Origin of the sequence: Candidatus Hecatella orcuttiae, from assembly GCF_002009985.1 — an archaeon.
Lineage (GTDB): Archaea > Thermoproteota > Bathyarchaeia > Hecatellales > Hecatellaceae > Hecatella > Hecatella orcuttiae.
Window position 1 is genome coordinate 515,339 of sequence record NZ_MTLX02000005.1, and the last position, 18,266, is coordinate 533,604.

Annotated in this window: 20 protein-coding genes and 1 pseudogene; 3 read left to right on the forward strand and 18 right to left on the reverse strand. The window is 47.0% G+C overall.

Annotation, left to right across the window (positions count from 1 at the left end):
• Window positions 1–14 precede the first annotated feature (14 nt).
• The 6 genes from BWM17_RS05725 to BWM17_RS05750 all read right to left on the reverse strand — a co-directional run bounded on the left by BWM17_RS05725 (window position 15) and on the right by BWM17_RS05750 (window position 5,992).
• Window positions 15–1,850, reverse strand: coding sequence for a threonine--tRNA ligase (locus tag BWM17_RS05725; RefSeq protein ID WP_309492984.1), 1,836 nt, complete (start codon window positions 1,848–1,850; stop codon window positions 15–17).
• Between the two features lie 122 nt (window positions 1,851–1,972).
• A complete protein-coding gene (locus tag BWM17_RS05730) occupies window positions 1,973–2,188 on the reverse strand; it encodes a hypothetical protein (protein WP_309492985.1) in 216 nt (71 codons plus the stop codon).
• Window positions 2,189–2,288: 100 nt separating this feature from the next.
• Window positions 2,289–3,635, reverse strand: coding sequence for a signal recognition particle protein Srp54 (locus tag BWM17_RS05735; RefSeq protein ID WP_309492986.1), 1,347 nt, complete (start codon window positions 3,633–3,635; stop codon window positions 2,289–2,291).
• 82 nt (window positions 3,636–3,717) lie between these two features.
• Complete coding sequence (locus BWM17_RS05740) at window positions 3,718–4,647, reverse strand: deoxyhypusine synthase (RefSeq protein ID WP_309492987.1); 930 nt, start codon at window positions 4,645–4,647, stop codon at window positions 3,718–3,720.
• Between the two features lie 42 nt (window positions 4,648–4,689).
• A complete protein-coding gene (locus BWM17_RS05745; protein WP_309492988.1) occupies window positions 4,690–5,085 on the reverse strand; it encodes a translation initiation factor IF-5A in 396 nt (131 codons plus the stop codon).
• Between the two features lie 58 nt (window positions 5,086–5,143).
• Window positions 5,144–5,992 carry an NAD(+)/NADH kinase gene (locus BWM17_RS05750; RefSeq protein WP_309492989.1) on the reverse strand — a complete coding sequence of 283 codons (849 nt, stop codon included), beginning with the start codon at window positions 5,990–5,992 and terminating at the stop codon, window positions 5,144–5,146.
• 84 nt (window positions 5,993–6,076) lie between these two features.
• On the opposite strand from BWM17_RS05750, the gene BWM17_RS05755 reads away from it, so the two are divergent.
• A complete protein-coding gene (locus tag BWM17_RS05755) occupies window positions 6,077–6,622 on the forward strand; it encodes a hypothetical protein (protein WP_309492990.1) in 546 nt (181 codons plus the stop codon).
• A 142-nt stretch (window positions 6,623–6,764) separates the two neighbouring features.
• On the opposite strand, the gene BWM17_RS05760 is transcribed toward BWM17_RS05755, so the two are convergent.
• Complete coding sequence (locus BWM17_RS05760; RefSeq protein WP_309492991.1) at window positions 6,765–7,355, reverse strand: archaemetzincin family Zn-dependent metalloprotease; 591 nt, start codon at window positions 7,353–7,355, stop codon at window positions 6,765–6,767.
• A 233-nt stretch (window positions 7,356–7,588) separates the two neighbouring features.
• On the opposite strand from BWM17_RS05760, the pseudogene BWM17_RS05765 reads away from it, so the two are divergent.
• Window positions 7,589–8,157, forward strand: a pseudogene (locus BWM17_RS05765) (phosphatidylserine decarboxylase).
• Here BWM17_RS05765 and BWM17_RS05770 read toward each other — a convergent pair.
• Entirely contained in the window at window positions 8,147–8,803 is a 657-nt protein-coding gene (locus BWM17_RS05770; protein WP_309492993.1) for an HAD family phosphatase, read from the reverse strand. The pseudogene BWM17_RS05765 and the gene BWM17_RS05770 sit on opposite strands and share 11 nt — an antisense overlap.
• A gap of 217 nt (window positions 8,804–9,020) precedes the next feature.
• On the opposite strand from BWM17_RS05770, the gene BWM17_RS05775 reads away from it, so the two are divergent.
• Window positions 9,021–10,388, forward strand: a complete 1,368-nt coding sequence (locus tag BWM17_RS05775; protein ID WP_309492994.1) for a V4R domain-containing protein — start codon at window positions 9,021–9,023, stop codon at window positions 10,386–10,388.
• Between the two features lie 16 nt (window positions 10,389–10,404).
• Here the strand turns inward: BWM17_RS05775 and BWM17_RS05780 are convergent, their stop codons facing one another.
• The 10 genes from BWM17_RS05780 to BWM17_RS05825 all read right to left on the reverse strand — a co-directional run bounded on the left by BWM17_RS05780 (window position 10,405) and on the right by BWM17_RS05825 (window position 18,066).
• Entirely contained in the window at window positions 10,405–11,643 is a 1,239-nt protein-coding gene (locus tag BWM17_RS05780; protein WP_309492995.1) for a hypothetical protein, read from the reverse strand.
• A 249-nt stretch (window positions 11,644–11,892) separates the two neighbouring features.
• Complete coding sequence (locus tag BWM17_RS05785; RefSeq protein ID WP_309492996.1) at window positions 11,893–12,408, reverse strand: hypothetical protein; 516 nt, start codon at window positions 12,406–12,408, stop codon at window positions 11,893–11,895.
• Between the two features lie 192 nt (window positions 12,409–12,600).
• Window positions 12,601–13,362, reverse strand: coding sequence for an RAD55 family ATPase (locus tag BWM17_RS05790; RefSeq protein ID WP_309492997.1), 762 nt, complete (start codon window positions 13,360–13,362; stop codon window positions 12,601–12,603).
• Between the two features lie 102 nt (window positions 13,363–13,464).
• Window positions 13,465–14,379, reverse strand: a complete 915-nt coding sequence (locus BWM17_RS05795; RefSeq protein WP_309492998.1) for an NAD-dependent epimerase/dehydratase family protein — start codon at window positions 14,377–14,379, stop codon at window positions 13,465–13,467.
• Window positions 14,366–15,394: a DUF354 domain-containing protein gene (locus tag BWM17_RS05800; protein WP_309492999.1), complete on the reverse strand. Its 1,029-nt coding sequence runs from the start codon at window positions 15,392–15,394 to the stop codon at window positions 14,366–14,368. The genes BWM17_RS05795 and BWM17_RS05800 overlap by 14 nt, the downstream gene beginning before the upstream one ends.
• A 42-nt stretch (window positions 15,395–15,436) precedes the next feature.
• Complete coding sequence (locus BWM17_RS05805; RefSeq protein WP_309493000.1) at window positions 15,437–16,330, reverse strand: NAD-dependent epimerase/dehydratase family protein; 894 nt, start codon at window positions 16,328–16,330, stop codon at window positions 15,437–15,439.
• A gap of 318 nt (window positions 16,331–16,648) precedes the next feature.
• Window positions 16,649–16,921 carry a glycosyltransferase gene (locus tag BWM17_RS05810; RefSeq protein WP_309493001.1) on the reverse strand — a complete coding sequence of 91 codons (273 nt, stop codon included), beginning with the start codon at window positions 16,919–16,921 and terminating at the stop codon, window positions 16,649–16,651.
• Window positions 16,922–17,083: 162 nt separating this feature from the next.
• The gene (locus BWM17_RS05815) at window positions 17,084–17,329 is read right to left on the reverse strand and encodes a hypothetical protein (RefSeq protein ID WP_309493002.1); all 246 of its coding nucleotides are present in this window, start codon (window positions 17,327–17,329) and stop codon (window positions 17,084–17,086) included.
• 18 nt (window positions 17,330–17,347) lie between these two features.
• A complete protein-coding gene (locus tag BWM17_RS05820) occupies window positions 17,348–17,482 on the reverse strand; it encodes a hypothetical protein (RefSeq protein WP_309493003.1) in 135 nt (44 codons plus the stop codon).
• 242 nt (window positions 17,483–17,724) lie between these two features.
• Complete coding sequence (locus BWM17_RS05825; RefSeq protein WP_309493004.1) at window positions 17,725–18,066, reverse strand: methyltransferase domain-containing protein; 342 nt, start codon at window positions 18,064–18,066, stop codon at window positions 17,725–17,727.
• Between the last annotated feature and the right edge of the window lie 200 nt (window positions 18,067–18,266).

Sequence of the window (18,266 nt, forward strand, 5' to 3'; positions counted from 1 at the left end):
TAGAGCCGAAAAGGCTAATAGACCGGTCTCACACTCAGCCTTTTCGGCACTGGTAAGGGCCGCCAAGGGTAGCCCTTTACCTTCTCCTTAATTTCAGCCGCCAGCTCTTCTAGGCTCATTTTCTTCAGCGGCTTTTCTCCCCTGGCTCTGACGCTGAAGATCCTGCTTGCAGCCTCTTCTTCCCCCACCACCAGCGTGTAGGGAACCCACGCCGTTTCAGCTTTCCTCACCTTCCTAGGCAAGGTTTCATCTCCATCGTCCAAATCCGCTCTGATGTTTTCTCTCTCCAGCCACTCCACAACCTCCATGGAGAGGTCGAGGTACGTTCTAGACACTGGTATGACCCTCACCTGGGTTGGAGACAACCACAAGGGCAGCTGCGGAGGCTTCCCCGCGGTCTGAGCCTTGACGGCGGAGTCGAAGACGGCGTAAAGGTATCTTTCCACACTGCCGAGAAGTGCGGAGTGAATGATGACGGGGTAAACCTTCGCCCCCTCCTCGTTTACGTAGGTTATTCCGAATCTCTGAGCGTTCCCCACGTCAATCTGGAAGGTGGCGATCTCCCGGGGCCTTCCCAGCTCGTCTATTATATTGTATTCCACGTTCAGAACCCAGTAGTATTTTCCGGGGACAAAACAGAGGAGTACGGGTTTTCCTTCCACGGACAGCAGTTCTCTGAAAAAATCTCTGTTTCCCTCAAAAAACTCCTCCGTTACATTATATAATGATACGTAATCCAGCCCCAGCTTCTCCACCTCTTCGTAGATTCTACGGTGAATCTTCAAGGCGTATTCTTGAGCCTCTCTCATATCCCGGCAGAAGACATGGAGGTCCGGCATGTGGAGTTTCCTAAGCCTAAAACAGAGGAGCAGTTCCCCCTCCTGCTCCAGCCTGTAGCTGTCCGCCAGCTCATAGGCGCCCATGGGCAGGTCCTTGTAGCTGATGGTCCAGTTGCGGATCATGGCAAACTGCTGATGGCAGGCAGCATACCTCAACAAGAGGTCTCTTCCCCCGGACTTCAGCTGGTAGAGCCTCCCACCGAAGAGCTGAGCGTGCTCCCTCACCGGGGGCACCGAAAGGTCGAACATGTTGGTGCCCCTTACCTTATAGACGGGGATGCCTAGGGAGCATGAAACCCGGTCCGCGTAGTCGGAGACCATCTCGAAGAGAAAAGTAGCCTCAGGGCCGAAGCGCATGTGGCCTAGGTCAGAGAAGGACTCCCAGTCCAGCCCAAATTTTTTGCAGTAGCTCAGATAGCGGGGTTCACCTCCTCCGGCAAGCTCCTTTTTCAACGCCTCCTTCTCCACCAAGGCCTTGAAGTTTTCCTCTCCGGGCTTGAAGCCGTAGTCTTCTGGGGCGTAGAGTTCCATGCTGGGTGTCAGCACTTTGTAAATGTACTCAGCCTCAGGCCTTTCCTCCTCAGCTTCTTCGGGCGAGATGGTCCTTGAAAGCTCGGAGAGGGGATGGCCTTTGCATTTCAATTCAAAGCTTTTGTACCATCCGAAGGGAGCTCGTTTTACCGGGTAGCCGGCTTCCTGCAGCTTGGACTCCAGCCTTCTCAGAAGCTCAGCAGCGGCCTTCGGTGAAGCTAGGTCTTGGGCCAGATGGGCATAAGGGTAAACCACAACTAGGTTTACCTTCAGCCTTCGAGCCTGTTCTCGGATGGATTCAGCTGTCTTATCTACAACTTGCTCAGGATTTTTTTCGTCTCCCTTCTCCACCGAGCAGAAAGCTATCAGCGCCTCCCCCACGGAGAGAGCCTCTCGGCCTTCCGCCTTTTCAGGCTCTTTAAGAGCCTTGCCTCTCACTTCATACTGGAAACGGTCCGCGTGGATGAGCAGAACTCTCACAGCTTTGACGCTCCTCAGGCAGACGCCTTCAAGGTTTTCTCGGAGTTTAAAACAACACTCCAGTCTCTGATTCTCAGAGAACGGCCCCTATATAGGATTTGTGGTAGGATAGCCCTCCAGCCCTATGCTTTATACCTCCATCTTTCTATTCTTTTATTCTCCCTTCTCCTTTTCTTCAGCTCCTTGTAGTGGTCCCTGCAAAGGTACGCCCTCCTAGTCTCCCGGGTGCTCAAACCTGCAGCTTGAACCTCTGCCTGAGAAACAGACCTGACAGCCTGATTTCCACACCCCGGCACACTGCACTTAACACCTGAAGCTGTCTTTCCCACTTCCTTCATCTCCGAAGATTCTATGTCATCACGGCAGGGGTTTATATTTTTCACGGGAAACGCCAGATAAGCGCCTTCCCGAAGAATCGAAGGGAGTCCTCCCAGTTCTTTAAGATTGGAGGTTCCTAAACATTCTTTTTTGAAACATCTTGAGAGGCCCGTATCTCCTTCTCAAGGTCTTGGCCATTTTCCTCATCAGCTCAAACTGCTGAACCAGCTCCTTAACCTCTTTTTCACTCCTCCCAGACCCCCGAGCCACCCGCCTAATCCTAGAGGCGCTGAGGATTCTCGGATTCTCTCTCTCCTCGGGGGTCATGGACTGGATTGCAGCCTTCCATGCTTTCATCTTCTCTTCGCTGAGTTCAGCCATGGAGTCTGTTATCTCCAAGCCTAAACCCGGCAGCATTTTGAGGAGTTTCCCCAAAGGCCCCAGCTTCCTAAGGCTTTCAATCTGCCCGTAGATCTCCGTCAGGGTGAACTTCCCCGATAGAAAAGCCTTGGCCTTTTCATCCGGAATGGCTATCTGGGCTTCCTTAACCTTCTCGAGGAGGCCTCGGATGTCTCCCATCCCCAGAAGGCGGCCCACAAACCTAGCTGGCTCAAAGAGTTCGATGTCCTCCGTTTTCTCCCCTGTGCCCAAGAAGACTATGGGGGCGCCGGTAGCCGCTACGGCTGAAAGGGCGCCTCCTCCTCGCGCGGAACCGTCCAGTTTGACCACCATGATGGAGCCTACCTTTGTGGCCTCATGAAAGGCTTGAGCCTGAACCCTCGCCTGTTGGCCTATGGTTCCGTCGATGACCAACATGATCTGGTCAGGTTTTACGGCTTCAGCTATGCTCTTCATCTCCTCGATGAGGCTTTTCTCATCCTTATGTCTCCCAGCCGTATCCACGAGAATAGCCTCGTAGCCTTCCCGGCGGAAATTTTCCACTCCCCGGAGGGCGATGCTGACAGGGTCTCTTCCATCCTCCTCTCCGTAGACGGGAATACCGGCGGCAGCGGCCAGCTGCTTAAGCTGAGCTAAAGCCCCCGGCCTGTAGGTGTCAGCGCAGACGAGGGCGGACTTTATTCCTCTCTTCTTCAGGAAACGGGCGATTTTGACGGCGCTGGTAGTCTTGCCGGAGCCTTGGATTCCCACCAGCATGAGCACGTTGGTTTTTCCCGCTTCTACTGGAATGCGAGAAGGTTTCTCCCCCAGAAACCGGGTTAGCTCATCGTAGAGCACCTTGACCACATGTTCCTTTCTGGAAATTCCTGGAGGGAGCTCCTCTTGGAGGGCGCGGTCTTCAATCCGGCGGGATATTTCGAAAACCAGTTCCACGTTCACATCGGACTGGAGGAGGGCTCTCTGAAGGTCTCGAACCAGCTCCTTAACCGCCTTCTCATCCACTATGGAAAGTCTGAGAAGCTTCTTCACAGAATCTTGCAGAGTAGCGCTCAGCCGCTCTAAGACCATAGCTCAGCTCAACCAGCACCGTAGAGAAGGATGCGTCTAAGATGAAATTGAGCATTCTTCTGTATTATTCTTTCCCTCCTACCTAGGGAAGCTTAGACAGAGCGTAGGCGACCAGCAGAGGAAAGACGATAGTGAAATCCGCGGTTACCGTGACTAGGCTGCCCTCAGGTTTAGCCTTCCTCCATGATATGGCCTCCTCCAAGGTGGCTCCTGAAAGGCTTCCCGTTTCAGGCCTGTCCATGGTGATCTGCAAAGCCGCATCAACTCCCCCCTTTAACATGCTGGCTCCTAGGACGTAGTGCTTGGGCATGCCTCCTCCTAAGATCACGGCTCCAATTTTCTTGGAGTTGAAGACAAGCTCCGCCATCCGGTCCATGTCCTTCGCCAAATCCACCGTCAAGCCCTTAGACCGCCCGTAGGTCCAAAGATGTAAACCCAGCATGGAGTCGTAAATACCCGGGGAAAAAACCGGGACCCCGGTTTGGGAGGCAGCGGCGAGGAGTGAATCCCCGTCAACCAACAGCCGGCCTAAGCCCTCCAAGATTTCGTAGACCCCTAACTTTCTCTCAGTCTTTTCCTGCAACAGACGGTCTAGAAGCCGGTAGGATTCCTTCTCCAAGGCTTGAAAGGCTTGCTGCTCCACGTACACGTCACCGATCCTTCCTATTCCCTCCTCCCCCAGCTTCACATCGTCGGCTGCAAGATTTCCTTTGACATGTCTGAACCCTAAGGCCTCCACGAGGTCGTGGGTGATGTTGGCGCCGTTGCTAACCACGGCGTCCACCGCCCTCCTCTTGATGAGCTCGGCCACCACGCTTCTCAAGCCGCCGGGAACCACAGGCCCGGCGAGGCTTAGGAAAACCGTATAATCAGGGTCCTTCAGCAGGTCTGCCAGCACCTCAGCCGCCTTAGCAACTCTCCCAGCCCCCAAAACTCCGCTGGAGCGCATGGCCTCCACCAGCTGGGAGACTTGAATGTTGGCAACTATCTTCATCTGCTGAACAAAGTCCATGGAGCGGCTGTCCTCCCAGCTTGGGTTTTCCCTCGGGGAAGCCTAACTTTTCACTCTGGTGATTTTAATCCTGTTCATGATCTTCCAATATTCAACTTCTGCTCCCACAGTCAGGCTGCTTCGAAGCTCCTCTTCCGCTGGTAGAGCGGTTTCGAAAACCTCGTAGGTTTCAAGGTCCATGAGCTGAAAACTTTCAGAGCCAACGGAGATAACCTGGCCGCTTCTCTTGTCGATGAGGGGCACCTCCGCCCTAGCGTCCACCGGGCTTACGATGCTTCTTTTAACGTTGTCGAAGAGTCCCACGGCCACGATTCTTGCTTTGGCTGAACCGTGTTTGCCGGGTTTTGATTTTTCGAAGCTTATAACTCTGCAGGGTTCATTGTCTATGATCATATACTGCCCAGGCTTGATAGAGCCTACATCCACAGGCTTGCTCATCGCTCATCTACCCTAGTTCATTTAAGGTTAATAGGCGGGGAGTAATTAAGCTTAAGCTTTAATCCACAGAAGAAATTCTCAGCCTCCGCTTCAACCTTTCATAGAAATTCTGACTTGTCCTAAGGAAGACTATGCTCTCCTCAGCCTTCCTAACTTTAACTTCCCCAACCCGGCCTATTTTCTTCCTTATCTGGCCGTCGATGAGGACAATGAGCTCAGCCGGAGACTCCGGCTTCACCGTAACCTCCACATCAGAAGGCACTACGTGGGGTATGAAGTTCCTTGATAAGGGGCATATGGGGGCGACGACAAAGGCATCAAGCCTAGGGTCTACCACGTTAGCTCCAGCGCTCAATGCGTAAGCGGATGACCCCCGAGATGTCGCCACCAAGATGGCGTCCACCCTATCGTGGGCGATGAGCACTCCGTCGATGAAGACAGCTACATCCACCATCTGCTGAGAAGCCTCTGTTCCGATGTGAACCTCGTTGAGGGCGTTGGGAAGCTCGAGGTTCGTCGTCAACATAAAGCAGCTGTCTTGGATAAATCGTCCCTCCAGAATCTCTTGCAAGATGGATATGGCCTTCGAAGGACTCGCTTCCCCGAAGAACCCCACTCTCCCCATATTCACCGTAAAGAGCGGCATCCTGCAACATAACCCGTGAACCGCCCTCAGAACAGTTCCATCCCCGCCTATGACCACCGCCATGTCGCCTTCCATCCGGCGGAGAGGGATGCCTTCGACTCCCAGCAGGGAGGCCAGCTCCGCCTCGAAGACAGGTTTTAATCCCTTTTCCCGGAGGAAATCCGCTATTCGAACAGCAAGCTCTAGGGACTCTTTTAGGTCAGGTCTCGCTATGATGGCGATGTTTTTAAACATCCACCCCACCCAGCCGATTCTCCTCAACTCCTAAAAGGGAGACTTGCCTAAAAATAATCATCTTCAAGCTTTAACTGTTTAGGAGAACCGGGAATAAAGGAAGGGAAAAGCTTGAACAGGAAAGCCTCTTTCCAGAGAAAGAGCGGTCCCTTAGTTTTAGACGCTTCCGCCTTTATCATGGGTCTATATTCGGCCTCCTCCAACAAGGGGGCAGTTACAACTCCCGAAGTCATGAGCGAGCTGAAAAATTGGCTCCGATCGTCTTCTTCAATCCTAAGCCTTGAAAGACTGAGGGTTTCTTCCCCTGCGAAAAAATTCCTCGACGAGGTCCGCCAAGCCTCCAAGGAGACAGGGGATTTCCTTAAACTTTCTAAGACCGATTCCAGTATCCTTGCTCTTGCTCTCCAGTTGAAATCTCAAGGGCTCAAGCCTCTTCTCGTAAGCGAAGATTATGCTGTTCAAAACGTAGCCCACCATCTGGGTTTGGAATACGCGCCTCTTGCAGAGGGGATAAAATCTCAAATCCAGTGGCTAACCTATTGCCCCGCCTGCAAAAAAAGGTTTAAAGCCGACTTCCTAGGGAAAACCTGTCCCATCTGCGGAGCTGAGGTCAAGCGAAAGGCTGCGAAAAAATTCCCCATCAAAAGGAAAAACTAAGAAGCAGGAGGAACCTATTCTTCCCGGCCTCACGACGCCTAATTCCATAGACTTCTCTGCTTCGGCATTTATTCAATCACCTTTTCTTCCAAGTTCAGTTAATCTGCTTCTATTCATCCAGTTGGATGATATGGCCGTTAACCTACCCCGGCGGAGTGTTATAGGCGGTGAGAAACCTTAAGCGGCTCATGTTTTCCCGCAGTTGTCTCTCGCAAACTGGGCAGAAGATAGGTTTCTTTCTGTCTGTCATTTGGATGCTGTTGGAGAAAAACATCACGCACGTGGGATCGCTACAGTGGGTTAAACCTAAGGTATGCCCCAGCTCGTGGGTAGCTTCTTTTTTAACCCTAGAAAGGAATAGAGATCCGTCCTCCGCCTTCCCATAAAATTCAGGTCTAAGTCTATGGGTTGAAATGATGGCCAGCCTGCCCGGGCATTGGGCTTCTCCAAAGATAAAGTTAAGGCCGGGAACGTAGAGGTCGACGGGCACCACGGCCAATATTCGGTGAGCATTCAGATTTTCTGCCACTTTCCCAACTTGGGCTAGCAGCCGGGAAGAATGGTACTGGCCTCTCGCCCTATTGTAGCTTTTCTCCAAAAGGCTGGGGTCGCCGTGGCTGATTGAACATCGAGAACCAAAGAAAACTTGACATAGGTGTTCTTCAACCTCCTCTAAAATGCGGGAGATAGTCGCTTCAAAGAGGAGGATGTGAATATGCAGATTAACAGCCAAGATGCCCACACCGACGTAGCTTATAAAGGGTTTAAACTTCTTCCACTGGAAACCTTAAAACCTATTAAAGGCTGAATGTTAGATAAAGTCTCCGAAAGGAATAGGGCTGGGAGGCCTAACATCGCTTTCGCTGGGTGAAGTTCAGCCGCATGTCGACGCTCTGGGTTATCGGCCTTATATTAGCCTTGGTTATCGCCCTGTTTCTGGTTAATTTTTACAGGGATCCGGAAAGGATGCCTCCTGCGGACGAGGGAGTAATCGTAGCCCCTGCGGACGGGAGGATTGTCTATGTGAGAGAGATTGAACGAGGGGAAATTCTGTGGACTCAGAAAGGTGGAAGGAGGATTCCCCTGAAAGAGATATTGTGGGATGAAGACCTTCAGATGTCTTCAGGATACATTTTAGGCATATACATGTCTCCTTTCAATGTTCATGTAAACAGAGCGCCCATCGCTGGAAGGGTTGTTAAAGTCTCCAAAAGAGAGGGAAAGCTTCTCCGCATAGGCCGAGAAGAGTTTGAGTTTCGAAATAGGAGAAACATTCTAGTTCTAGAGCATGAAACAGGCTTCAGGGTGGTAGTCGTTCAAATTGCAGCCTTCATCGTGGGGAGAATAGACTGCTATGTGGGTGAGGGCGAAACCGTTAACCTCGGCCAGAGAATAGGCAAGTTAAATTTGGCTCCCATGTAGACCTTGTCGTTCCCCAAGTCTTAAACCTGAAGCTCGCTGTCAAACCAGGGGATAAAGTAAAGGCTGGAGAGGCGATCATTGCGAGGCTCAGTTTAAAGCCGTCTAAAGGATAAAATCTAGGATCCGCTCCAAGTCATCTGAGCGAATTACCACATCCGCTGCTTCTCCCAGCTCTCTGTCTTTGGGGTTAAAAGCTATCTTCAACCCCGCCCCCTCAAACATGCTTAGGTCATATTTTGTGTCTCCTACCACCACGAATTTTGACAGCGGCATTCCAAGCTCTAAGGCCAGCTCTCTGACTATCTTATTTTTTCCGCCCAGCTCAACTCTGTTAAACTGGTTTCCTGTGATGCGGCCCTCGGCGTCTACTTCAAGAGTGTTGGCGTAGATGCGGTCTATCTTCAGGTCTCTGCCTACTCTGTAGGCCAGGATGTCCAGCCCGTAGGACACGAGGGCCAAGGTTAATCCCGCCTGACGGAGTTGAGTCGTGGTTTTTTTGGCGTTTTTGGTCAGGGTGTAGGTTTTGAGGGTTTCATCTATCTCCCTGATGTAGGGTAGTTTCCCGTCTTTCTCCCACAGTTTTATCTCCCTCTTTACCAGCTCTTCGAAACTCAGCCTGCCTTGAGCGTATTCTTCAATAAATTTTTGCGTCTTTTCCCAGTCTACGTGGAAGTGGCGGTGGAGGATCTCCCAGCATTGCTCCTTTATCAGGGTTCCATCCATATCGAAAACGACGGCCTTGTATGCTTTGAAACTCATATTGAAGATATTTTTACCTTTGAGGAGAAAATAAACTTTATATGACTATCGGTTTCGTTTTATTTTTTTTGGTTAAGTCAATATCTTTAAATATTTGTAATATTTAAGAATATTATGTAGTTTAAAAATATATAAATAAATTTAAAGGTGAATTAAAATATTTTTTAAAACAGGTCATGAAGTCTTTGACACCATATCCGCCCTCGGCAAAGGCTCCATGATCTTCGTCCTCGATGAGGGACACTACGAGTCGCTTTTTTTCCTCACCCACCTTCTCTCCAGGTTCGCGGAGACAAAACCCGTCTATCTCCTCACCCACCAGCCGGTTTTCAGCGATTTTAAAGCAATCAACATAGGCGGCGTGAAGGCGCTTTCAGAACTCAGCATTCGTATAGCGGAGATAAGAAACGAGGTCGGTGAGGGGGTGATAATTCATCACTATCTACCCTACATCCTCATCAACTACGAGGAAACCGTGATTCTAAAGCTCTTGGAGCATCTCGCCTCCCAAGTTCAGGGAAGGCCTCTCCTAGAATTCTTAACCCTTCCCAAGGGGACTTTTCCCACCTTCGAAAAGAAGGCGCAGACACTGCTTCATGGCACAATTATCCTGAGCTATGGGCAAGTCGACGGAAGCTATACACATAAATTTTCAATTTTGAAGGCTTGTAAACCTGAGTTCTACGCCAAGGAGTTCCCCTACGTAGTGAGAGGCAACCGTCTGCTCATCAAGTTTGAAGATGAATTCACCGACAAGCTCCCCGCATCCTTGGAGGAAAAAACTCGAGCGAAAAGGGTCTATCTGGAAAACAACATCAAAAACCTCAAAATAATCATGCGTAAAGATGCTATAGAAAAACTGAACCCTGTGGATTATTTTCTCTTAACCCAAACTCACAACATGCGGCTTACTGACGTGAAGCTGCTCTTTTACGACAGGTTCGACGAAATTCTGGATAAGCTATCCAGATGGGCTGTTCTAGGCGCCGTTGGCTTTGAAAGAGTTGCGGAACATAAAGAAGATGTTGAAACCATAGGCGGCATAAAAAAAATCTCTAAACTGGCCTTAAAGCTTCCCTGCTCACTTTCTTCAAGACTGTTAGGCAGGAAGCCGCGTAAAGTTCCTCTTGAAGCTCTTTTGGGGCTTAGAAAGAGTATCGAAATAGTCCTTAACAACTATTTCCCAAACAGCAGGGAGCCCGCGGAGGTCTTTCAAGCTACTGAGCGGCTGATCCACGAACTTGCAGCCAGGGTTACCACCATTGAAAGGCTTGAAAAATACGGGGAAACACCTTGGGTTAAACTTGAGTTTAACTACCTACCCAAAGTAACCGCTTTAACTCTACACATAGGATTCGGGCTTAAAAGCAAAACCATGAAGAAAACTGATTCCAGCTTTGAAGTTATAGTTGGCGACTGCTTCGAATGCGAAGGAGCTGTTGGCGAAAAACCTTTATGCAACATGATTACCGGGACCCTGATAGGAGCCCTCTGCCAAGTCGCCAAAGAGCCGGTATTCGTTGATGAAATAAAATGCAAGGCTTTAGGAGACCGGGAATGCGTTTTCTTGGTTAGGAAAGCTTGATTTCCCTAGCCTGAGGTTAATTTATCACAAACTTACCATAGGACCAAAGATAATCGGGGATATCGGAGCGAAAATTCTCAAACTTGTCAAAAGACTGGAAAACTAAGCGTAGGCTTCGTAGATCTTTCTTTTCTTCCACTTGCTTCCTCAGAAGAAACATCCTCAGAACTCTCGCACAATAGACGAGAGCTTCCACGTCGATATCTTGATTCAGGTTTTCAGCCTCCCGCATCTGTTCAACAGCACTCAGAAAAACCAGGTTACCTAAGTGAATGGCGTCGTCCAAAACTCCCCGTTCCTCCAAGGTCTTTATAACTTTGGCTGCTTTTCCCTGAAGCTCGGAGAGGGAAACCTTACCCGTTTCCAGCCCAAGCATCATGGCTGAATTGACGATGGAGTCCCTTAAGTCGTCTTTCAGATCGGTTACATCATCCCAGATGATCAACGCCCGGAACAGTAGGTCTATGCCCCGGTTGATGCACTCCAGAGACTTCAGCGTAGCGCCGTCCAATCCGCCGGTTGATGCCTCATAAAAACATAGGTCCACATCCACCCAAAGGGTCCCGGAAGCTTTGGCGGTTATCTTCTTTAAATAGTCTTTAAAGTTTAACCCCGAGAGACTGTAGAGGTTGCTCTTCTGGTAGAAAGACCTGATCTGCGCGTCTATGAACTCTTTAACATCTGCAACAAAAATCTTAAAGGTCTTCAAGTCTTCAAGCGGAGATGGCAGCCTATGATAGGCCCACCTCGTTATGGCGTAAGCCGAGTTTTCAGCTCGAGCCAGCCAAAGTTTTCTTCCCTCAATGCTCTCTAAGAAGAAGATAGGCCTGGTTAAGGCTTCTTCATATTTCTGCTGAGATGCTTCAGCTTGTTCAAAATCATGGAACTGATCGTTGATGTTGTCCAACAGTTTTATCCCGGTCATCATGGCTGTTTTCGAAAAAATTGAGGAATCCACAACATCGTTCCCTGCGACTCTGTGAAGGATAGGATACGAACTTATAGCCGCCAGAAAACTGGCATAGGCGAGATACTTATCTTTCAGAAGCTTTCTATCCTTCAAATCGTCGAAACTCAACACTAAAGGGCCGTCTAATTCCGCAGTCAATTTTGCTTCCAGTTCTTTTTTCACTCGACTGATGCTTTTGTAAACCTTAAAGAAACCGATAGAAGGAAATTTTCGCGCCATGGAGGTGAGAATAATCAAGCCGCCGAGATGGTAGAGAGGATTTAACCCCTCTTTGAAAATTTTCACTAATAAATCACCCCATAGCAGGGGTATTCCAACTTTATTGCTGTAAATAACTTAAATTTGGGTCTTTTATTTAACTTTTGTTATTATTTTTAAATAATAAGCCGTTTTTAAATTTCTTTATTAAAAAAATATTCAAATATGGCTTTTATTTGAAAATAAATCAAATATAACTTAAATTATATTAAAAATAAAAACAGATGCCGTTATACAAAAAACAGTCGAATGTAGGAAAAAATCCGCTGCCATTAGTCAGTCTTTCAAAATCCGGAACACTTGCACATCAATTTTCATTTGAATGGGTTCAAGTTTAACGTTCAAAACACTTTCTACGTAACTTTTCATCAAACTGGAAGGTAGAGCTGGAGAAACAATCTGAATGTAGTCCCTGTCCGTAGCCGAAAATTGTCCCCAGCCAAAGTTGGACATAATCTCCAAAGCGGAATCCCAGTCTTTGGTAGTGTCGGTTTGAAACTGAAACAAAGCGAAAGACTTGATGACTTCCCCCATTTCCCTACCTAGGTCCCTGTGGTCTTCCTGCTCCACCCGCTCTATCAACAGGTCTAGGGCTTTTTTTGGGAGGAAAACAATTCTAACAGGTCCTATGTCAAAAAGACCCTTTTGCCATCGGTCTAAAGTGTATTGTCTCCCGAATTTAACGCACATCTCAACGAATTCTTTTAAAGACCGAACTCGCCCCTCTCGCATCAGTCTTTCGATGTACTCTACGTCTTCCTCTTCTAATTCAACTGATGTGACCCTGCTCATGAATAAATGCTCCTATTCAAAGTTAATATATAATAATATTTTTATTTAATTAATGTATTGTTGCGCATCTTTTATATAAATTTATAATTAAAAAATTATGTTAAACTTAAGGAGCCTATCTCCCTTTTCCCGGAAACACTCCCTTCCCCCAAAAAATAACGGGACTGCCCGATGCTCGCTGTCTCCTCCACATTAAGGAGTGATAAACAGTTTCTCCTTCGGGAAGACAGTGATCCCTCGCTGGTCTATTTTATACGGGTGCGGCTGGATGTCGTGGGAAACTCCCCGCATTTTTTCCACATGAATGCTTTTAGCCGTCACATCCTCTCTCCGAATGTTCTGCATGACAATAACTCCGTCGGATAAATATTCCTCAAAGATAAACTCCCGCTCTAGCAAGTTGGCTTTCACCTCAGAAATGATGAGGGCGGTGACGCCTAATTCCGTGAAAGTTTTAAAAATAAGCATGGTAGCCAGCCGCCTCTTAACCAATTCTGGCTCTTGGAAGGTTAACGCGGAAAGGGAGTCAAGGACTACTCTTTTGGCGCCGACGTCTCTGCAACTGTTTCGAATAACCTCCAACAAGCTTGAAATTTTGAAGGCAGGCATGCTCAGAAATTTCACCGCAGCTTCAATTTCTCTTTGAGGCATGTAATTAATAATAGAGTAATCCACTATCTTCAACATTCCATCCTTCTCATGCTTTTCAAAGTTTAGATCAAGCTTTGAAAGTTCCCTCTTCAGGGATGAAACATCCTCTTCCAACGTAATGTAAAGGCCTTTCTCGTTGAACATGGATATCCCGTTGCAGAGATACTGAGCGCTGAGAATAGTCTTCCCAGTTCCAGGGCCGCCGATGACAAGAATGTTCCGGCCCTGAGGGAGACCCCCTCCCAAAATCTCATCTAACCCTTCAATCCCTGTGGGAATAATGTCCTTCGGATGTGAAGTCATGAAAACCCCTTCTTCTCCTCCCAGCCTAATTATTCTTCCCCAAACGAGGTTAATATCTCTTTTCGCTCCAAGCTGGAAACCCGAATAATTAACGCCAAATGTTTAAGGCTGGTTTTTCTTCTCGTCTTCCAACATGTCCATCAAGCCTTCCCATAGGCTGTACCTAGCTCGGAACCCTAGATCCTTCTCCGCTCGCCTGACATCATAGACAAAATTTTGAGCGTCAAAGCTTCTAGGCGGCTTTACAACCGGCTTCAAGTTCGAGTTTAGAGCCTTCAAGCATAGGTTGCAAACTTTTCTGATGGAAAGAGCCCTACCTGTGCCTATGTTGTATATTTTATTAAGCTTCTGAGCTTCTAAGGCCAGTATGTTTGCGCGGGCAACATCCTTCACGTAGATGAAGTCGCATTTTTGACTGCCTCCATATATTTCTGGGGGCTCCCCCTTTTTGATTCTCTGAAGAAATTTCCCTATGGCACCCCCCTCTTTATGCCTCCCATATATGTAGCCGTAGCGGAGGATTATGTAGGGAAGCTTTTTGCCGCTATTCCTAACCCACTGCTCAGCTTGAAGCTTAGTCCATCCGTAATCACTATCAACGCTCGGCCCCAGTTTTTCTCTTTCGCTGATGGGAACCCGCGCGTTTTGTCTATAAACATTCCCTGTTGAACCATAGACCAAACGCTCAGCTTTCTTTGCTATACACGCGTCTACAACATTTATGGTTCCCTCCACATTCATCCTTAGAGCGTATCTTCTGTTTGCGCCAGCTGCATCAAACGTGGATATGGCAGCCAAGTGAAGTACCTTGTCCCCCGGACGGATAAGCTTAAAAAGCCTTGGGTCTAGTATGTCGAATTTCTTCAAGGTAAAGTTCGGGTGGGAATCGAATTTTTCAAGTCTGTCGCCAGATAGGTCTATTCCCAAAACCCTATAGCCTTCTGCCAAAAGGGCCTCTACCGTATGGATGCCAACGAAACCGTTCGCTCCAGTTACAACTATTCTACTTTTTTCCAAGAGCCGATAACCTGTGCACTTGCTCTATAATATGTGGAACAGGGTCCTCCAAAGCGTTCAGCCGTTCTCCTACCTCTACCCTTTCACCCATGATCCGGCAGACCAATTTGTACGCTTCTTTAACGTTCGGCAAATAATACAGCGGAAAACCTTTTTTACTCAGATATTTACCAATGAGGTCGAAAAAATGGAGGCTGATGGCAGGGGTACCCTGCAAAGCTGCTTCCTTAGCTATCGTTCCTCCGCTGCATATGACTGCCCCAACAAGGCGGACGAGCAGAGGTACGTTTAAAACATTCTTCGGAACCATGATGTTTCCCGCCCCTTTTAACTCAGCTTTTTTTCCAGTGTAACGTGGAAGGAAAATCACCTGATAATCTTCAGCCAACATGCTTAGGAGTTCTTTGATTTTCTCGCGGTAGACTCGAACGTACGACGCATCGCTTTCAATGTCCCTTAAAACCACTGAGTAGCGTAGTTCCTTCTCCGACATGTCAATCCCTAAAGGTACATCCTCGGCAATCCGCCTCTTAATGTAGGAGACTTCCTCCGTGCCATTATATTGAATTATCTTAGAAGGCGCTATGCCAAATTTTTCCCATAATTTTTTTTCGATGGAATTGGGTGTTACCAAAGAATCGAGAAGCGGAACTGTAAGCCTCAAAACCGACAAGTTTATTATAGTATCATTTGCATGCACCATGGGAATTCCGAAACCGAAAGCCACCCGCGTCGCCTCCACGGATCCATGAGCATACAAAACATCCGGCCTGCCATGGCTTTCAATAAATCCAGCCAACGTTTTTTCCCGCTCTACCCCAAACATGAATTTTTCCCTCACGGAATAACCGTATCTCCCGAACGGAGTATGCGAGATTTTAAGCATATCTAAAACTTGGCACGTTGCCAAGCCTCTCCGAGATGTCACGTATACTTCTTCAAATTTACAGTCTAACAGCAACGCTTTTAGCAGCCATGCATCCTTAGGATGAACAACATCCACCCATAATTTCATGGACGCCACTTCAAATCCGGTTGTGCCTTGATGAAAAGAACGCTAAAATAGGCTTCTGCGAAGGGCCTCCTCAATGTTAACTGAGGGTCTATAGTTGAAATATTTCTCAGCTTTAGTAATTGAAGGATAAGAGTTGACGGGTATTTCATTAGGCCTCGGAGGAGCCAACTTTATCTTCGACTTACTGCCTGAAATCTGGATCAGTTTTTCCACAACCCATTTTAACTTGACAGGCTGCCCGCTTCCTATGTGAAACAGTTCGCCGAACGTTGAGGAGGGATTCATCAAGACGCTGCGTATGGCTTCGCAGAGGTTTCCTACGTAGTTGAAATCCATCACCTGCTCACCGTAACAGTAGAGGGTGATGGGCTCCTCTTTCTTCACTTTGGCTGCTAAAAGGTTCAGAATGGTGCCTCTCAACCCTTCTCCTATCAAATCCCAGCACCGAAAGATTGTTGCCTTCAACCCTTTTTTAGCCATGTAATGGAATATCATGTATTCAGACAAAACCTTAGAGTACGCATAGCCGCTTTGGGGATTGTACTGCCAGTTATCTTCGCTGATGGGTAAAAATTTAGATGAACTGCCGAGAACAGCAGCGCTGGACATGAAAATCACCCTTGCATTATAATTAACACAACAATCAATCACGTTCAAGGTTCCAAACGAGTTGGTGTGAAAGTATGGATACGGCTTCTCATTACTTTCTTTGGAATTGCAAAGAGCTGCCAGATGAACCACCACGTCCGGCTGAAAGGATTCAAATACTGATTTAACATCTTCTAGAACTGTAACGTCGCATACAAAGTTAGTAGAATTCGTTCTTTTAACGTCTATGCCTGCGACATCCACTTGGGAAGTCTTCAAATAGTTGAATAAGTGGCGGCCCACAAACCCCGCGCTGCCCGTTATCAAAACTTTCGTTTTCTCCTTCATATTCATTGCTCCATTATTTCGCAGAGTCGGACGGCCACTGAGATCTTCGTCTAAAGGGTAGCAAGCCTCTATTTATATAATATCCTTATGTTTTCATAAGCTTTAGGCGGGAAAAATTTTTAAGCCTATCTGAATTCCCACGCTTACAACTCTATGACCCTTCTCCGTAGGGCCTTAATCGTCTGCTTAATGTGAAAGAAGTCTCTTTGCTAATTGAAGAAACACTTAACTATTTGTTGATAATCTCTTGGTAGAATTTAAGATACATGCCAGTAGCTCTATCCCAAGTTAGGTTCCTTTCGATGTATCCTCTTCCCTCTAAGGCTTTTTTCTCGCATTTTCATAATTTTTAAAAATCCAACAAGCTTTTTCAGCAAACGCCTCTGCTTTGTAGGGAACATAGTAAGCATACTTACCTACAGATTCCCTTATGGCTGGTATATCTGTGGCTATCACCGGTGTCCCGCATGCCAATGCTTCAGCTGAAGCCAGAGAGAACCCCTCAGCATAGGGCGGGCTTGGAACTAAAATAACATGGCATTTGTTGTAGAAATAGCATAATTGATTATCATCTAAGACCTTATCGTTCAACAAGATAACGCATTCCGGTAATAATTCAGCATTTTTGGGATAAGACTAATTTTGTAGGATGCTTTTCTTCCCACATAGCCGATAGTCGGTTTTTTCGGTTTCTTTATTCCAAGCGGTTTAAATTTACTGCAATCAACCCCGTTAGGGACAACTCTAGCCTTGTCAGTCATCTTCGGCATCACAACTCCCAGGGCCTCTATAATAGCCTTTGTCGGGGTTGTTATTCCTATAGCTTTTTTTTACAGCTAATTTTTGAAGATATCCTCTGAAGTGATACATTCGCATAGGAGCGATGTCATGGAGGGTTAGGATGTAATTCTTTCTAGCGATGATCGGCGGCATTGCTGCCCTAAAATTAGCCGCGTGAATGACATCATAGTCTTTAAGTTTCATTGATGCTCTTACCATCCAAAGAAAAGTTCCAGTCTATGGTTTTCCGTTATGGACGACTTCAACGTTAACATGTTTTCTCAGCCTTTCCACTATCTCTATACTAAATCTGTTAACGCCTCCTATCGGTTTTTCAGGCGTATAATGGAGAGTTAACCACAGGACTTTCATGGCTTTCGTCTAACTACTTTAAACTTTCTTTTAATGGTATATAGGTTATAAACCCTCCAAATATATAATTGCTTCAATCTCATTGCTGAGGGATGCCACCTTATTGACGATTCCCATCAGCTTCCTTAACTTATCTTTACGTTTTCCACTATAAATATCGTGGTTTTGTCCTTATTTTCAATTGAAACTCTTCCTTTCGCAGAAGCTTGTATAATGAAAAAGGAGTATACCTTTTTCTATGCCTATGGTATTGTTTCTCCCCCGGCATCATAAAGCGGATTAGAAACAGTTTTGCGTCCCGCTAGTCTCGGCAAAAGAAAATAGTAAGGTATGGCTATTAAATTAGGGACGACTATTGTTATTATGGTTATATATCTTCTAGAAATTCTTGTAAGCTCTCTCAACAAGGTATGAGGTTTATCACTATGTTCAAAAGTATGGAATAGGTAAACTTGTTCAAAACATTTTTCTTGAAATGGTAAATAATGCATGTCTGCCCCCACATCTGGATTGACGATAGGATCTATATCAACGCCAATATCCTTCCGCTTATTCCTGCCGCAGCCTACATCGAGAGTTACCATGCCTTTAATCTCCTGTTTACCAACTCAAATTAAGATGAGGAAACATTCAATGTGGTTTTACAAAGCTAAAAATTAATTCGTTGTTTATTAATGAGATCTCCTAAAAAGGTTGGGCATATTGAAGGCAAAGAGATGACTAAATTATATATTAAATTAATAGTATATTAATCGAGTAATGAAAAACTTAAGAGCCAAACCGT

Coding starts and splice junctions, on each gene's coding strand:
- BWM17_RS05740 (WP_309492987.1), bottom strand. CDS start 4,647: ATGGACTTTGTTCAGCAGATGAAGATAGTTGCCAACATTCAAGTCTCC.
- BWM17_RS05825 (WP_309493004.1), bottom strand. CDS start 18,066: ATGGTAACTCTCGATGTAGGCTGCGGCAGGAATAAGCGGAAGGATATT.
- BWM17_RS05745 (WP_309492988.1), bottom strand. CDS start 5,085: ATGAGCAAGCCTGTGGATGTAGGCTCTATCAAGCCTGGGCAGTATATG.
- BWM17_RS05820 (WP_309493003.1), bottom strand. CDS start 17,482: ATGAAAGTCCTGTGGTTAACTCTCCATTATACGCCTGAAAAACCGATA.
- BWM17_RS05735 (WP_309492986.1), bottom strand. CDS start 3,635: ATGGTCTTAGAGCGGCTGAGCGCTACTCTGCAAGATTCTGTGAAGAAG.
- BWM17_RS05770 (WP_309492993.1), bottom strand. CDS start 8,803: ATGAGTTTCAAAGCATACAAGGCCGTCGTTTTCGATATGGATGGAACC.
- BWM17_RS05805 (WP_309493000.1), bottom strand. CDS start 16,330: ATGAAGGAGAAAACGAAAGTTTTGATAACGGGCAGCGCGGGGTTTGTG.
- BWM17_RS05815 (WP_309493002.1), bottom strand. CDS start 17,329: ATGGTAAGAGCATCAATGAAACTTAAAGACTATGATGTCATTCACGCG.
- BWM17_RS05730 (WP_309492985.1), bottom strand. CDS start 2,188: ATGAAGGAAGTGGGAAAGACAGCTTCAGGTGTTAAGTGCAGTGTGCCG.
- BWM17_RS05800 (WP_309492999.1), bottom strand. CDS start 15,394: ATGAAATTATGGGTGGATGTTGTTCATCCTAAGGATGCATGGCTGCTA.
- BWM17_RS05785 (WP_309492996.1), bottom strand. CDS start 12,408: ATGAGCAGGGTCACATCAGTTGAATTAGAAGAGGAAGACGTAGAGTAC.
- BWM17_RS05790 (WP_309492997.1), bottom strand. CDS start 13,362: ATGACTTCACATCCGAAGGACATTATTCCCACAGGGATTGAAGGGTTA.
- BWM17_RS05775 (WP_309492994.1), top strand. CDS start 9,021: ATGATCTTCGTCCTCGATGAGGGACACTACGAGTCGCTTTTTTTCCTC.